Below are 15,109 nucleotides of genomic sequence, written 5' to 3'. Positions count from 1 at the left end.
TGTCAGGCATCGTCAGACGTCTTTTCAGCCGCCTGTTGCGATGGTGGGCACATGGGAAAACCGAGTGCTTCACGCGAGTCGTAATAGGCCTGCGCAACTGCGCGGGCGAGGCTGCGTACACGCAGGATGAAACGCTGCCGCTCCGTCACCGAAATAGCATGGCGTGCATCCAGCAGGTTGAAGGCATGAGAGGCTTTCATCACCTGCTCGTATGCAGGAAGCGGCAGGCCCTTCTCGATCAGGGACTGGCTCTCTTTCTCGCATTCATCGAACAGGCTGAAAAGAAAATCGACATCGGCATGTTCAAAATTGTAGGCTGACTGTTCCACTTCGTTCTGGTGGAAAACGTCTCCATAGGTGACGACGCCCGCATCATTTTTGCCACGTGTCCAGACGAGGTCATAGACACTCTTGACGCCCTGCAGGTACATGGCGATACGCTCAAGGCCGTAGGTGATTTCACCGGTGACCGGGCGGCAGTCAAGCCCGCCAACTTGCTGGAAGTAGGTGAACTGGGTCACTTCCATGCCGTTCAGCCACACTTCCCAGCCGAGGCCCCAGGCTCCCAGTGTGGGTGATTCCCAGTTGTCTTCAACAAAGCGGATGTCATGCTCGAGCGGATCGAGTCCCAGCATCTTCAGTGAGCCCAGGTAGAGTTCCTGGGTCTCCAGCGGAGAGGGCTTCATAACGACCTGGAATTGGTAGTAATGCTGTAGACGGTTCGGGTTTTCGCCATAGCGACCGTCGGTCGGTCGGCGCGAAGGCTGTACGTAGGCAGCATCCCATGGCTCAGGTCCGATCGAACGCAGAAATGTTGCAGGATGGAAGGTGCCTGCACCAACCTCCATGTCGAGAGGCTGCAGAATCACGCAACCCTGTTCTGCCCAGTACTCCTGCAGGGCGAGAATCAGCCCCTGGAATGTTGTAACGTCTGCTGTTGAAGCCATCTGTTATTGCCGTTGATCGAAATATGCCGAAAATCAAACGCCGCATTATATAGGAATGTCTCAAATGGCGCGCGTCAAGATGGCTGTAGTTGAGGATGGGCGCCCATTCGCCTCTACATAAAAAACCCGGATTGCGTCGCAATCCGGGTTTCAACGCTTCTTGAAGCGGAAGTCAGGGTGACCTAGTTCCTCTTCAGGTTCCTGTCCAGGTTGTCGTTGATGTTGTCCTTGCGCATGTCATCCACCTGACCGGGGACGTCCTTGGCAGCATCTCCGAACTCTTCACCGACATCAATCGGGTTTGGAACATCAACAGAAGGTGCATACCAGCCTCCTGGCATTTCACCCATACGGCTTGGTGCATTGAGCATGTCATCCCATCCGTCACTCATAGAACCTTTTGGGTCATCCATTTCCATGAAGTCCCATGGGCTGTCTCCACGCCATGGCTTGCGTCGGCCCTTGAACCAGCTGCCGCCATTGTCGCGACCAAACCAGCCGCTTGGTCCATCGCTCCAGCTACGTCCACGATTGCGATTACGCGGTGGTGGAGGTGGTGGGTAGGCGCCATAGCCGGGAGGTGCTGAATAAGGCCCCTGCTGTGGCATAGGTTGTGGCGCAGCCTGCCTGTAACCGGGAGGTGGTCCGTATGGGCCTTGCTGGTAGCCGGGTGGTGGGCCATAGGCTCCTCCCTGCGGAGGTGCAGGTGGTGCATTCCGACGAGGCGGTGGCGCACGTCTGTAATCTGGTGGTGCGAATTGAGGTTCAGGCTGTTGCTGCTGTCCTGCCCATGGCGGTGCATCCATTGGTCTGAACTGGGGGTCATTCTGTGCCATGGCTGCCTGGGCGATTGCCGTGACCAGCAGAGCGCTACAGAGCTGGCCCACTCTTATCTTGTACTTTTTTTGCATCTTATTAGTACTCCATCCTGATTGTTTTTTTATCTTGGGTATATCGGGCCGCATGGCCAGATGAATTCCCTGGATGCTGATGAGTCATTTCAGCAGCATTCTGTCAGGATAAAACGCATTTCCCCTCTTGTCTATGCCCTCTTGTATCCGGTTTTATTTCTGATTCGCGCTATAATGACGAACTGTTTAACCAGTTTTTCTATTTATGACACAGAGAAAGGCAGTCGCCCTTATCTCCGGAGGACTGGATTCATTACTTGCCGTGCGCGTGATGCAGGAGCAGGGAATCCATGTTGAAGGGATCAACTTTTTCACCGGTTTTTGTGTGGAAGGGCATACCCATGCGATCCGCAAAAAGGATCAGAAGAAGCCAAAGCGCAACAATGCGCTCTGGTGCGCGGAACAGCTGGGTATCAAGTTGCATATCATTGATATCATTGATGAATACAAGCAAGTCGTTTTTAATCCGAAGCATGGCTATGGCGCCAATCTTAACCCCTGTTTGGACTGCAAGGTCTTCATGGTAAAGAAGGCGAAAGAGTGGATGCAGGCGCATGGCTTCGACTTTATTATTTCCGGTGAAGTCGTCGGCCAGAGGCCGATGTCGCAGCGCAAGGACACCATGCCGGTGGTGCAGCGGGAATCAGGTATTGATGATCGCCTGCTGCGTCCCCTGAGTGGCAAAAATCTTCCCCCAACACTTCCGGAGCGCGAAGGCTGGATCAGCAGGGATGGTTTGTATGATTTTTCCGGACGTTCGCGCAAGCCACAAATGGCGCTGGCGAAGCAGTTTGGCTTCGAGGACTATGCGCAACCGGCAGGTGGTTGCTGTTTTCTCACCGATGCCCAGTACTCGGTCAAGCTGGCTGATTTGTGGAATAGTCGTGGCAGCAAGGAGTATGAACTCGACGACATCATGCTGCTCAAGGTTGGACGGCATATCCGTCCGGCAACGCATTACAAGCTGATTGTCGCCCGTGAGGAGGGGGAGAGTAATTTTCTCAAGGGATACAAAAAGCAGTATCCCCACATGCGCTGTACCAGCCACGGTGGTCCATTGACTCTGATAGACGGCGATATGAGTGAAGACGAGCTGCAGCAGGCGGCGCGAATCGTTGCGCGTTACAGCCAGGGCAAAAACACACCACAGGTTGAACTGGAGTTTGTCACCATCGCTGGTGAGGTCACCCCCATGAGCGTTGAGCCCATGCCGCCAGCTGAAATACCGAAAGAGTGGGTGCTGTGAGCAGGGAGCGACTCGATTGTCATCGCCTGCTGTGTCCCATGCCGGTGATCAAGACTCAGGACCGTATTGCTACCATGCAGCCGGGTGATGAACTCGAGGTCGTTTGTACGGATCCGGGTGCGCTTAATGACATACCGGCCTGGAGCAGCATTAATGGCCACCAGGTGCTTGAAACAACAACACGTGACGGTGAGTACATCGTCGTCGTAAGGGTTTGTCAGGAGTAACGATGCACGGCGGACATCACCACCATCATGTTGCACGGGATGCGACCCCGGAAGAGGCCTCTTCAGACCGCTATCGCCAGATCAGGCGTGTCACCCTGATCGGAGCGGCGCTCGACTTGATGTTGGGAGTCTTGAAAGTTCTTGTCGGCTGGCTTGCCAGTTCTCAGAGTCTGATTGCTGACGGCGTACACTCGTTTTCAGACCTGGCTACGGACTTCATTGTGCTCTTTGCAGCCAAGCATGGCAGCATGGAGCCGGATGAGGATCACCCTTATGGGCACGGCCGTTTCGAGACCATAGCAACCGTTATTCTCGGTGTCAGCCTGATGTTTGTTGGTATCGGCATCGCTTGGGACTCGATCAACAGGCTGTTTCACCCAGAAATGCTTTTCAGCCCCGGCCCCTGGGCGCTGGCTATTGCGCTGCTCTCTGTTGTTTCGAAAGAGTGGATCTATCACTACACCATGCGCGTGGCCAAGCGCTTGCGTTCACACATGCTCGAGGCCAATGCGTGGCACAGTCGAACTGACGCCATCTCCTCGGTGATTGTTTTGGTGGGTGTTGGCGGCACCATGCTGGGGCTTGATTACCTGGATGCGATTGCCGCGATAGGCGTTTCATGGATGGTTGGTACGATCGGCTGGAAAATGGCCTGGAGCAGCCTTGGCGAACTCAGTGATAAAGGGCTGGGTGAAGAACAACTGCAGATTATCCGTGAAGCAATCATGCAGCAGGAGGGCGCTGAGCATGTGCACATGCTGCGCTCCCGTCGCATGGGGCATAATGCGCTGGTTGACGTGCACGTCGAGGTGGACTCCATGCTGACGGTCAGCGAGGGGCACATGATTGCAACAGCAGTCGAGAACGCAATCAAGGAGAGCGATCAGGGTGTGACTGACGTCACGGTACACATCGACCCGGAGAATGATGAGCGTGCACCATCCTGTGATGGACTGCCCGGAAGAAAAAAGGTGCTGGAAATCCTCTCCCGGGCATGGAAAGATGCAGGTGTAGATCTGCACTGGTACGATGTCCGCCTGCACTATCTTGGCGGCCGTATCGTAATTGATATCTACCTGCCGGATGCCTTTGTAGGGCGTATGGAGGATATTGAGCGCCTTGAAGAGCAACTCAAGAAGTCGCTCTCGGATCTGCCTGATTTTGGTGATGTTCATCTTTACGCTGCCCTGGGTAGCAGGCGTAGCGAGAGGGATTGACGCACTAAAATAGTGCGTTTAGCGCCATAGCGCCCCAAAAGGGGGCGGTTTAAGCCCTGAATAGTGGCAAAAGCGGTTAATTTGCTGTTGGCATAGTTTATGCCTTTGTTTTTGTCACGCCTATAGGGCAATCGATTCATACCGCTGTTTATCGCAGTGGTGACTGTTTTAAACAATGTACTGGAGTGAACACTGCCATGTCTGCAAAAGACGCAATGAAATTAATCAAGGACAGCGAAGCAAAATTCGTTGATTTCCGTTTTACTGATACCCGTGGCAAGGAGCAGCACGTTTCCATGCCTGTTTCCGAAGTTAACGAGGATATGTTTGAAGAGGGCAAGATGTTTGATGGCTCGTCTATCGCGGGCTGGAAAGGCATCAATGAATCAGACATGATTCTCATGCCTGATGCTGGTACGGCGGTACTTGATCCGTTCACCGACGATGCCCAGGTCAATATTCTCTGCGACATCCTCGAGCCGTCCACAATGGAAGGTTATGAGCGTGATCCACGTTCCGTTGGCAAGCGTGCGGAAGCTTACCTGAAATCGACCGGTATCGCTGATGAAGCATTCTTCGGTCCTGAGCCAGAGTTTTTCGTGCTTGACGATGTGCGCTGGAGTGCTGACATGAGCGGTAGTTCTGTCAAGATCGACTCCTCGGAAGCACACTGGAACTCTGAGCGTGTCTACGAAGATGGCAACATCGGCCACCGTCCAACCGTCAAGGGTGGTTACTTCCCGGTTCCTCCTGTCGATTCACTGCATGATATCCGTGCTGCAATGTGCCTGGTCATGGAAGAGATGGGTGTTCCTGTCGAAGTTCATCACCACGAGGTTGCAACAGCTGGCCAGTGTGAAATCGGAACGCGATTCAGTTCGCTCGTTAAGCGCGCCGACTGGGTCCAGATCCAGAAATATGTCACTTTCAACGTTGCTCACGCCTATGGCAAAACCGCAACCTTCATGCCCAAGCCAATTGTTGGCGATAACGGTTCAGGCATGCACGTTCACATGTCATTGGCCAAGGGCGGCGAGAACATCTTCGCCGGTGACCAGTATGGTGGCCTGTCAGAGACTGCGCTCTACTATATCGGCGGTATCATCAAGCACGCACGTGCGCTGAACGCCTTCACCAACGCTTCAACCAACTCATACAAGCGCCTGGTACCAGGCTTTGAAGCGCCGGTCATGCTGGCATACTCTGCACGTAACCGCTCTGCTTCAATCCGTATCCCATGGGTTGCAAGCCCGAAGGGTCGCCGTGTCGAGGTGCGTTTCCCTGATCCGACAGCAAACCCGTACCTGGCGTTTGCAGCCATGATGATGGCGGGTCTCGATGGCATCCAGAACAAGATCCATCCTGGCGATGCTGCAGACAAGGACCTTTATGACCTGCCTGCTGAAGAAGCACTGGCGATCCCGACTGTTTGTCACAGTCTTGACCAGGCACTTGAAGCACTTGATGCAGACCGTGCCTTCCTCACTGCCGGTGGCGTTTTCACCGACGATCTGATCGATGGTTACATTGAGCTGAAGATGGAAGAGGTAACCCGCTTGCGTATGACAACACACCCTGTTGAATTCGACATGTACTACAGCCTCTAATAGCATCACAATGTAATCGATGATGCAGGCCCCCGGTGATTCTCATCGGGGGCTTTTTTATTGGTAGGGTTTTCGGCTATGCTTACACTATGAACAAGGTATTTCTCTTTTTTCTCCTGCTTTTATGCATGCCGGTGACCGCAGAGGTTTACACCTGGATCGGTGCTGATGGCAATCGGCATTATGGTGACAGGCCACCAGAAGCAGGTGCGAAAGCCGCCACGGTACCTGAATCTGTCTACGCCTCGCCAAAAGTCGGTTGGGTGAATGGTGTTAGCCGCCGACCCCCGCTACCTGATGAGCCGCAGAGAGCTGCCAATGGATATTACAACAGCCTGGAAATTCTCAGGCCGGTAAACGATGACTCTGTACGTAATTCCAATGGGGATGTGCAGGTCGTTCTCTATGCAGATCCGCCGTTGCGTCGAGGTGATCTCTTTACGCTTTACCTCGATGACGAGGTTGTCTACGAAAATTTCAGCGCTGATGTGCGTATTTTGAATGGCGTCGATCGTGGTACTCATACCCTCCGGGCGGCAATTTTTGGCCAAGAATCGAGTGCATTAATCACCTCTGCCCCGACAACTTTCCATCTTCACAGTCCTTCACGGCTTATCAACAGGCGTAGTAATACTCCCAACCTGTAGTCTTTGACCTCTTGCGGAGCGCACCAAAATAGTGCAGTCTCTATTTGTGCAGGCGTCCCTGAATCATACTGAAGGGAATAAACCCTGACCAAAAGCCAAGCTCTGTCCGCCCTGGCGAATAATCTTTGCTGATGAAAGCATTTTATTGCGACTTGGCATGTCTATTGCATAGGTACATTGCATGAACGGCTACGACAAGCAACACCTTCTTCTGGATAACCTCAATACCGCGGTTCTGGTTTTTGACCGGAATCTGCACCTGCTCTACGTCAATCCGGCAGCAGAGGTTCTGTTTGCGATGAGTGGCAAGCAGATGCAGGGGATGAGAGCCAGGGAGATTATTCCCTGCAGCGATGCCAATGCAGTCAAGCATCTTGAAAGGGCGTGGAGCTCAGGTCACGTTATTACCGAACGCGAGATTCATGTCCATTTCCCGGGCCACGAAGAGAGCATTACCATCGATTGCACCATCATGCCTTTTGATGATGGCGGTGAAGGTGCGCTGATGGTCGAGATACAGCAAGTTGATAGGCAGCTGCGCATCACCAGGGAAGAGCAGATGATTGCCCAGCAAGAGGTGTCGAGCCAACTGATTCGCGGGCTTGCACACGAAATCAAGAATCCGTTGGGCGGGATTCGCGGAGCGGCCCAACTACTTGAGCAGGAGCTGGATAACAGCGAGCTTGAAGAATACACCAGCATTATTATCAACGAGGCTGACAGGCTGAGAGAGCTGGTTGATCGTATGCTCGGTCCGCGCGAACTGCCCAGGTTTGAATCAATCAACCTCCACGAGGTACTGGAGCGTGTTCGCCAGCTGGTTAAGGCAGAAGTAGGTGACGAGATTACTCTTATATGTGATTACGACCCCAGCATTCCACCTCTTCATGCCGATCTGAACCAGATGATCCAGGTGTTTTTGAATATCACAAGGAATGCGGCGAATGTATTGCGGGGTGAAGGAAGCATCACGCTGCGTACACGCGTGATGCGTCATTACACAATCGGCACGCATTGTCACAGACTGGTTGCACGAGTCGACATTGTTGATACCGGTCCGGGCATTCCACAAGACCTGCAAGAACAGATTTTTTTTCCCATGGTCTCCGGAAGTGCGCAGGGCACAGGGCTCGGTCTGACTATTGCGCAATCACTGGTTGCTGCGCACAAGGGCTTGATCGAGTGCCACAGCGAACCAGGTAAAACCACATTTTCTGTATTTATTCCGCTGGAGATTGAGAATGGCAGCTGACCGAATCTGGGTCATTGATGATGACAATTCCATCCGCTGGGTGTTAGAGAAAGCGTTGACCAAGGCGGGTATGGAAGTGCGCAGTTTTGAATCTGCGGTTGGTGTGGTTGAGGCGCTCGACAAGGAAATCCCGGATACTATCGTTACCGATATCCGCATGCCGGGAAAAGATGGCCTGCAACTCCTTTCCGAGCTAAGGGAGAGCCATCCCGATCTTCCGGTCATCATCATGACAGCGCATTCTGATCTGGATAGTGCCGTATCCGCCTATCATGGCGGTGCTTTCGAATACCTGCCAAAGCCATTTGATATCAAAGAGGCGGTTGACCAGGTACAGCGCGCCTGTCGCAAGTCGGCAGCAGCTAAACCGGCTGCAGAGAGTGGTGATTCGCGCCTGAAAGGGATCATAGGAGAAGCGCCAGCTATGCAGGAGGTGTTTCGCGCTATCGGACGTTTGGCGCGCTCAAATATCACGGTCATGATTACCGGAGAGTCCGGTACTGGTAAGGAGCTTGTAGCTCTCGCCCTGCACAATCATAGCCAGCGTGCAGCAAAGCCCTTCATTGCAATCAACACGGCTGCCGTACCACGGGACCTGCTGGAGTCGGAGCTCTTCGGACATGAGCGTGGTGCTTTCACGGGTGCGACTGAACGTCGTATTGGACGATTTGAGCAGGCAGATGGCGGCACACTCTTTCTCGATGAGATCGGTGACATGCCTGCCGACCTTCAGACGCGCCTGTTGCGTGTGCTGGCTGACGGCGAGTTTTATCGGGTTGGCGGACGAGCACCGGTCAAGGTGGATGTGCGCATTATTGCAGCCACCCACCAGGATCTCGAAGCGCTGGTCAACAGGCAGGAATTTCGCGAGGATCTGTTCCATCGCCTCAATGTCATTCGTATCAAGCTGCCCTCGCTACGTGAGCGACGCGAGGATATTCCCCTTCTGATGAGTCACTTTTTGCAATCTGCTGCCGAAGAGTTGGGTGAAGAAACCAAGGAGCTGACACCGGAAGTCGAAGAGTTAATGCGATCCTGGGACTGGCCGGGTAATGTGCGTCAGCTGGAAAATACCGCTCGCTGGATCACGGTGATGGCGGCTGGAAACCAGGTTCACCTGGACGATTTACCCCCCGAGATGCGTGAAGAGGCGACTTCAGAAAGTGTCTACAGCGGAGACTGGGACGAGGCATTGCGCCAGTGGGCTCGCGTTGAATTAAAGAGAAATGATGCGCCCCTGCTGGACAAGGCACTGCCCTTGTTTGAGCGCACCCTGATTGAAACCGCACTCGAGGAGACCGGTGGCAAGAAGCATGAGGCCGCGACGATTCTGGGGTGGGGACGTAATACATTGACGCGCAAGATCAAGGAGCTCGATATCGAGTCATAGGAGCCCCGTCCCTGTCCGACCGGGGCGATTGCCTGGCAGTAGCGGAATCGGCACTATAGCGCCCGCAGTCTTTGGCCACCACCCCTGACCATCCGGGGCGATCAGCCTGTCCCTTCGATGTGTACGGATAATTCCCATCACCATGCCGTATAATCGTGTGCTGGAAATTTACAGCAGTGGTATTTGAACAATGGACAGTAGCAGTATCGAGCTAAACGGCAGCGAAATATCAGGCGTCAGTGTCAGTGGCGACGAGGTGCGGGTACATCTTGAGCGTGCCATTATCATCAAGACCATGACGGGTTCGGTTGAAAAGACCAAGTGGTGGCAGAAAGGGGATATCGTCTTTACCGGTGCATCGGTTGTTGAACCGCTGCCTGATGCCTTTGGTGAATGTGAAGGCGGTGATGTCGGGGAGAATATCTACACTTACCGCGACATGATTCCATTACCGCTTGAGAGTCGCGGGCAGGCAAGCTGTGATTTGATCATTGCAGGTCAGACACGCCATATCGTGGTGCAGGGAGAAACGATCAAACTCGAAATGGTCGAGGTGCCCAAGTATATCGAGCATATTCGCCCGGAGTAGCACGCGTTAATCCCTGGCATTCGCATGCATCTTGTTACATTTCGCCAACCATTTGCCCGAAGCTTTCAACTTTGTCCCAGTCTGTAAATTCAACAACAGCATTCGGGTCAGTGGGTCCTTTGGTCATATACATGATCAGGCGAATTATCGTGCGGTCCAATACGCCATATTTTGGATAGTCTATTTTTCCTGCAAAGATCCCTATCGCATCCGGTTTCCACGAAATACCGGACAGGAATTTCTTTACATAAGGATTGGTTTCAGGCGTGTTTCTGTTCGGTTTTCGCGCAACCACGCTGACTGAGAAAAAAACACTGGGTTTTTCTTCGAGGAGACTCTTGTATTCAGATACAAAATCAACAACTTCCTTTTGATGTTTTCCATACCGTATGCTGGCACCAATGATAATTTTATCGGATGCGTGTAATTCGTTCACGTCAGCTGAAGCAATAGGCAGAACTTTCACTTCATGGCCGACTTTTTCCAGTACTAACTGAATTCTTTGGGAAATCTTGATCGTGTGTCCATCAGTTGTTGAATATAAGATCAGGATATTATTCACCTTGCCCTCCCGTACACATACAGCTCATTATTTTACACGATAGAATCCATCAATAGTTCTTTCACATAATAGCGGTAATAGGAGCAGACAAGGTTTTGTCGCCCGGCACCAACAGTCTCACTCTCCTGACCTCCGCCTGTTTCGTTCACGTGCCAGCGCAAAAAGAACTCGCTCCCCATGGTCGCTCAGACATCTTTTTGCTTCACCTGTCACGTGACCGGGCTCCGCTCACGGAGAGTGAGACTGTTGGTGCCGAGCTCCCTGCAGGTGCAACACCCCTCTCTTTTCCCAACGTCAGCGGAGCCGTATTCACACCACGGAGGAGAGCGAAAGTATGTTTGAGTGATCCGCGATCGCGAGTTTCTTTCGAGTCCGTGGGGTGGATACACAAGGCGTAGCGTGGTGGGAAAAGAGAGGGGTGTTGTACCAGTTCGGGCGACGATAAGAAGCCTGGTCTATCCCCTGTCGGAACGGCGGCTGCCGTGTTTCTCGTGGTGATTGTTTCCGGAAAGGAGAGCGCAAAGAAAAAGCCCGCAATTGCGGGCTTTATCTGGTTTCCGGCAGCTGATGAATCAGTTGCGGGTAGAACCAACGATTTCGTGTGACAGGTCAACAACGCGGGTTGCCATCTCTGCGTACTTCTCACGGTAGTCAGCCAGCAGGCCTTCCTGTGAGTAGTAGTAGTCCTTGCCTGAAATGCCCTTGTCATGCTCGATATCCATGAACTTCTTCTGCATTTCAATCATCTCTTCAACCAGCTTGTTCTTCTCGTCGATCAGTGCTTGCTTGTCACTCATTGTTTTTACTCCGTATCAGCTGCGCGATGTCTATCGCACGGTTCATAATTTACGGGGGTCAATATAGCACTGGTGCCTGCTTGGCCACCCCTCCCAAAGGGGATAGTGGCGGCAAAAGCGGAAAATTAATCCGGCGGACTGATTTTGGAGCCATCCCTTTCGGGATAGATTTCAGCAGTTGCACTTGTTATGTTGTGCCGGTGGCTGATTAAGGGACAATGTTCCTGTCAGCTCCGCGACACTTGTCAGTTCATGACGATCGAGGTATGCCTTGATGCCGTCGTTGATTTTCGGGCAGATCAGCGGATCGTAGAAGAGCGCGGTTCCGACACCGACGGCACTGGCACCGGCAATCAGGAACTCAATTGCATCCTCTGCCGAGTTGATGCCGCCCTGGCCGATGATGGGAATGCCGTGATCACGACACACCTGGTAGACCTGGTGGGTTTTGAGCAGTGCAACCGGCTTGATTGCCGGGCCTGAAAGACCGCCCTGGTTGTTGCCGATGATCGGCGAGCGTGATTCGATATCGATCGCCATACCCATCAGCGTATTGATGACAGCAAAGGCGTCACTGCCGGCCTCAATACAGAGGCGGGCATTGTGCTGGATATCGGTCTGATTTGGCGACAGCTTGGTGATCAGCGGCTTGTTGGTGACTGCGCGGCAGGCCTCGACGACACGTGCCGACATCTCCGGGTCATTACCAAAGGCGACACCGCCCTCCTTGACGTTGGGACAGGAGATGTTGATCTCGATCGCATCAATGTCGGAATCATCGAACTTGCGCGTAACATCGATGTACTCTTCAATGGTTGAGCCCGAGACATTGGCGATGAAGCGGGTTTCGGAGAAATCCAGCTCGGGCAGAATCGATGAGACCACCTGGTCTACGCCGGGGTTCTGCAGGCCGATAGCATTGAGCATGCCGCCCGGTGTTTCATGAATCCTGTGCGGCTGGTTACCGAGACGCTGGGTGCCGGTTGTGCCCTTGAGGCAAACCGCGCCGACATCCCGGTTGGAAAAGCCGCTTACACGGGTATACTCTTCGCCGAAGCCGACGCAGCCGGAAAGCAGTACGATCGGTGTCTGGAAGTTCATGCCGCAAAATTCTGTGGCAAGAGGATTGCTAGTTGTATCGATAGATTTTTCTGAGGTCATCTGATTTGTTTCACATTCTGCTTTACGAGCCGGAGATTCCGCCTAACACGGGCAATATCATACGCCTTTGTGCGAACAGTGGCAGCACCTTGCACCTGATTCATCCGCTTGGCTTTGAACTGGACGATAAAAAACTGCGTCGCGCAGGTCTTGATTATGCAGAATATGCAGCCGTACGTGAACATGCATCGCTAGACGCTTGTCTGAAGACGCTGAAACCTGGTCGCCTGTTTGCATTCACTACCAAGGGTGGAAATGCGCATAGCTCGCCCTCATACAGAGAAGGTGATGCATTCCTGTTCGGCCCCGAGACACGCGGTTTGCCGGATGATGTACTGGCAGGTATCGAAAAAGATAACTGGCTGCGCGTACCGATGCTGGAAAACAGCCGCAGCCTCAACCTGTCGAACACGGTCGCTGTTGTACTCTATGAAGCATGGCGGCAGGCAGGTTACGAAGGCGCTTTGATTAAATAACACCTGGAATAATGGAAACAACCGCATGGACAATGCAAACCCGCTATTGAAAGAGACATTTCTGCCGCAGTTCAACGAAATCAAGGCTGAGCACGTGGAGCCGGCAATTGATACGCTGCTGGCGCAAAACCGCGAGCAGATTGAGAAGCTGCTCGATACGGTTGAGAGCCCCGGCTGGAAAAATTTTGTTGAGCCGCTCGAGGAGCTGGATGACTTGCTTAACCGTGCCTGGTCGCCAATCAGCCACATGAACTCGGTGGTCAATACGGATGAACTGCGTGATGCCTACAACACCTGCCTGCCGAAGCTGAGCAGTTATGCAACCGAGATGGGGCAAAACGCCAGGTTATACAGCGCATACAAGGCAGTACTTGAGAACGAGACATCCCTCAACAAGGCGCAGACAAAGATGCTGGAAAATATCCTGCTCGACTTCCACCTCACCGGTGTTGATCTGCCGGAAGAGAAAAAGCAGCGTTTCAAGGAGATCAGCAAGCGCCTCTCGACTCTCACCAGCAAGTATGAGCAGAACCTGCTTGATGCAACCCACGCCTGGGCCAAGCTTGTCAGTGATGATTCGCAACTTGCCGGTCTGCCTGAATCGGCGATTGACCTTGCCCGCCAGGCAGCCGAACAACGTGAGCAGGAGGGCTGGCTGCTGACGCTCGATTTTCCATCCTATTTTCCGGTCATGACCTACGCGGATGATCGGGAACTGCGTTATGAGCTTTACCAGGCTTATGTCACACGTGCCTCGGACCAGGGGCCGAATGCCGGTGAGAATGATAACGGCGAGTTGATGGGGGAAATACTCGCGCTGCGCCACGAAGCGGCACAACTGCTTGGTTTTGATAACTATGCGGAGCGTTCGCTGGCGAGAAAAATGGCATCAACAATTGACGAGGTCATGACTTTTCTTGAGGATCTCGCAGATCGATCTACACCACAGGCGCAACAGGAATTTGACGAGTTACAGCAGTTTGCCCGTGATGAATTTGGAATGGATGAACTGCAGGCGTGGGATGTTGCCTACTATGCGGAGAAGCTGCGCGAGAAACGCTACAACCTTACCCAGGAGGAGCTCAAGCCATACTTTCCGGACACGCGTGTTATCAGCGGCATGTTCGACGTGGTGCAACGCCTGTTTGATATCAGTATCGAGCAAAGTGATGGGGTGCAGACTTGGCATCCTGATGTGCGTTTCTATGACATCAGGGACAGCAGCGGCAAATTGATGGCGCACTTTTACCTGGATCTCTATGCCCGCGAGAAAAAACGTGGCGGTGCCTGGATGGATGTCTGCATCAGTCGCTTCCGTTCAGAGAAGGTCGATCAGCTGCCGGTTGCATATCTTGTGTGTAACTTCACACCACCGGTTGGCGACAAGCCCGCGCTGCTGACGCACGACGAGGTACAGACGCTGTTCCATGAATTCGGTCATGGACTGCATCATATGCTGACACAAATCGACTATCCGCCAGTCTCCGGCATCAGCGGTGTCGCCTGGGATGCGGTTGAACTGCCGAGCCAGTTTCTCGAGAACTGGTGCTGGGAGCGCGAGGCGCTGGATATCATCTCGGGTCACTATGAAAGCGATGAATCGATACCTGAAGAGTTGTATGAGCGCATGATCGCGGCAAAGAATTTCCATTCGGCAATGCAGATGGTGCGTCAGCTTGAGTTTTCCATTTTTGATTTTCGCCTGCATCGTGAATATGACCCTCAAAGGGAGGCAGATATCGAAGCGCTCATTAGTGAGGTGCGTGATACGGTTGCCGTGGTGAAGCCGCCAAAGTGGAATCGTTTCGCTAACGGCTTCGCACACATTTTTTCCGGTGGCTACGCAGCAGGCTATTACAGTTACAAATGGGCGGAGGTGCTCTCTGCAGACGCCTTCTCCCTGTTTGAAGAGAAGGGTATTTTCGATCAGCAGACAGGCCGCTCATTCCGGGAAAACATTCTTGAGAAGGGTGGTTCGGAAGATGCGATGGATCTGTTCGTGAATTTTCGCGGGCGCAAACCGGAAGTTGAACCGCTCTTGCGACATACAGGAATTACCGGCTGAACAGATCGGGGAACT

The 15,109-nt window shown here is 53.1% G+C and carries 15 protein-coding genes; 10 read left to right on the top strand and 5 right to left on the bottom strand.

Going from position 1 to position 15,109, the window contains the following annotated elements; genetic code table 11:
• Positions 1–2: 2 nt before the first annotated feature.
• Positions 3–947, bottom strand: a complete 945-nt coding sequence (gene glyQ, locus BOW06_RS04840) for a glycine--tRNA ligase subunit alpha (RefSeq protein WP_043116321.1) — start codon at positions 945–947, stop codon at positions 3–5.
• A gap of 182 nt (positions 948–1,129) precedes the next feature.
• Positions 1,130–1,858, bottom strand: a complete 729-nt coding sequence (locus BOW06_RS04835) for a hypothetical protein (RefSeq protein ID WP_043116322.1) — start codon at positions 1,856–1,858, stop codon at positions 1,130–1,132.
• 205 nt (positions 1,859–2,063) lie between these two features.
• On the opposite strand from BOW06_RS04835, the gene BOW06_RS04830 reads away from it, so the two are divergent.
• From BOW06_RS04830 to BOW06_RS04795, 8 genes are all read left to right on the top strand, one after another.
• On the top strand, positions 2,064–3,104 hold the full coding sequence (locus tag BOW06_RS04830) for a tRNA (5-methylaminomethyl-2-thiouridylate)-methyltransferase (RefSeq protein ID WP_043116323.1): 1,041 nt from the start codon (positions 2,064–2,066) through the stop codon (positions 3,102–3,104).
• The gene (locus tag BOW06_RS04825; protein ID WP_078459681.1) at positions 3,101–3,331 is read left to right on the top strand and encodes a sulfurtransferase TusA family protein; all 231 of its coding nucleotides are present in this window, start codon (positions 3,101–3,103) and stop codon (positions 3,329–3,331) included. The genes BOW06_RS04830 and BOW06_RS04825 overlap by 4 nt, the downstream gene beginning before the upstream one ends.
• 2 nt (positions 3,332–3,333) lie before the next feature.
• Entirely contained in the window at positions 3,334–4,548 is a 1,215-nt protein-coding gene (locus tag BOW06_RS04820; protein ID WP_078461357.1) for a cation diffusion facilitator family transporter, read from the top strand.
• A gap of 197 nt (positions 4,549–4,745) precedes the next feature.
• The gene (gene glnA, locus BOW06_RS04815; RefSeq protein ID WP_043116324.1) at positions 4,746–6,155 is read left to right on the top strand and encodes a glutamate--ammonia ligase; all 1,410 of its coding nucleotides are present in this window, start codon (positions 4,746–4,748) and stop codon (positions 6,153–6,155) included.
• 89 nt (positions 6,156–6,244) lie between these two features.
• Positions 6,245–6,802 (top strand): DUF4124 domain-containing protein, encoded by a 558-nt coding sequence (locus BOW06_RS04810; RefSeq protein WP_143555929.1) that lies wholly within the window; start codon positions 6,245–6,247, stop codon positions 6,800–6,802.
• A gap of 181 nt (positions 6,803–6,983) precedes the next feature.
• Positions 6,984–8,054, top strand: coding sequence for a nitrogen regulation protein NR(II) (gene glnL, locus BOW06_RS04805; RefSeq protein ID WP_078461356.1), 1,071 nt, complete (start codon positions 6,984–6,986; stop codon positions 8,052–8,054).
• Positions 8,044–9,444, top strand: a complete 1,401-nt coding sequence (gene ntrC / locus BOW06_RS04800) for a nitrogen regulation protein NR(I) (protein ID WP_043116329.1) — start codon at positions 8,044–8,046, stop codon at positions 9,442–9,444. Before glnL ends, ntrC begins: the two co-directional genes overlap by 11 nt.
• 190 nt (positions 9,445–9,634) lie before the next feature.
• On the top strand, positions 9,635–10,033 hold the full coding sequence (locus BOW06_RS04795; protein WP_043116330.1) for a hypothetical protein: 399 nt from the start codon (positions 9,635–9,637) through the stop codon (positions 10,031–10,033).
• A gap of 34 nt (positions 10,034–10,067) precedes the next feature.
• Here BOW06_RS04795 and hemG read toward each other — a convergent pair whose 3' ends face one another.
• From hemG to BOW06_RS04780, 3 genes are all read right to left on the bottom strand, one after another.
• Entirely contained in the window at positions 10,068–10,595 is a 528-nt protein-coding gene (gene hemG, locus BOW06_RS04790) for a menaquinone-dependent protoporphyrinogen IX dehydrogenase (RefSeq protein WP_043116332.1), read from the bottom strand.
• 572 nt (positions 10,596–11,167) lie between these two features.
• Positions 11,168–11,392 carry a hypothetical protein gene (locus tag BOW06_RS04785; protein ID WP_043116334.1) on the bottom strand — a complete coding sequence of 75 codons (225 nt, stop codon included), beginning with the start codon at positions 11,390–11,392 and terminating at the stop codon, positions 11,168–11,170.
• A 171-nt stretch (positions 11,393–11,563) separates the two neighbouring features.
• A complete protein-coding gene (locus BOW06_RS04780; RefSeq protein WP_078461355.1) occupies positions 11,564–12,553 on the bottom strand; it encodes a dihydroorotate dehydrogenase in 990 nt (329 codons plus the stop codon).
• A gap of 5 nt (positions 12,554–12,558) precedes the next feature.
• Here BOW06_RS04780 and trmL point away from each other — a divergent pair, with 5 nt between their 5' ends.
• Both trmL and prlC read left to right on the top strand, forming a co-directional pair.
• Complete coding sequence (gene trmL, locus BOW06_RS04775) at positions 12,559–13,029, top strand: tRNA (uridine(34)/cytosine(34)/5-carboxymethylaminomethyluridine(34)-2'-O)-methyltransferase TrmL (protein ID WP_043116336.1); 471 nt, start codon at positions 12,559–12,561, stop codon at positions 13,027–13,029.
• A 25-nt stretch (positions 13,030–13,054) separates the two neighbouring features.
• A complete protein-coding gene (gene prlC / locus BOW06_RS04770; RefSeq protein WP_043116338.1) occupies positions 13,055–15,094 on the top strand; it encodes an oligopeptidase A in 2,040 nt (679 codons plus the stop codon).
• Positions 15,095–15,109: the final 15 nt, after the last annotated feature.

This window comes from Solemya velum gill symbiont, assembly GCF_002020255.1.
GTDB lineage: Bacteria > Pseudomonadota > Gammaproteobacteria > Chromatiales > Chromatiaceae.
Note: the sequence above shows the minus strand (reverse complement) of the source record. Positions and strands in the feature narration are given on the sequence as shown.

Coding starts and splice junctions, on each gene's coding strand:
- glyQ (WP_043116321.1), bottom strand. CDS start 947: ATGGCTTCAACAGCAGACGTTACAACATTCCAGGGGCTGATTCTCGCC.
- BOW06_RS04835 (WP_043116322.1), bottom strand. CDS start 1,858: ATGCAAAAAAAGTACAAGATAAGAGTGGGCCAGCTCTGTAGCGCTCTG.
- BOW06_RS04830 (WP_043116323.1), top strand. CDS start 2,064: ATGACACAGAGAAAGGCAGTCGCCCTTATCTCCGGAGGACTGGATTCA.
- BOW06_RS04820 (WP_078461357.1), top strand. CDS start 3,334: ATGCACGGCGGACATCACCACCATCATGTTGCACGGGATGCGACCCCG.
- glnA (WP_043116324.1), top strand. CDS start 4,746: ATGTCTGCAAAAGACGCAATGAAATTAATCAAGGACAGCGAAGCAAAA.
- BOW06_RS04810 (WP_143555929.1), top strand. CDS start 6,245: ATGAACAAGGTATTTCTCTTTTTTCTCCTGCTTTTATGCATGCCGGTG.
- glnL (WP_078461356.1), top strand. CDS start 6,984: ATGAACGGCTACGACAAGCAACACCTTCTTCTGGATAACCTCAATACC.
- ntrC (WP_043116329.1), top strand. CDS start 8,044: ATGGCAGCTGACCGAATCTGGGTCATTGATGATGACAATTCCATCCGC.
- BOW06_RS04795 (WP_043116330.1), top strand. CDS start 9,635: ATGGACAGTAGCAGTATCGAGCTAAACGGCAGCGAAATATCAGGCGTC.
- BOW06_RS04785 (WP_043116334.1), bottom strand. CDS start 11,392: ATGAGTGACAAGCAAGCACTGATCGACGAGAAGAACAAGCTGGTTGAA.
- BOW06_RS04780 (WP_078461355.1), bottom strand. CDS start 12,553: ATGACCTCAGAAAAATCTATCGATACAACTAGCAATCCTCTTGCCACA.
- prlC (WP_043116338.1), top strand. CDS start 13,055: ATGGACAATGCAAACCCGCTATTGAAAGAGACATTTCTGCCGCAGTTC.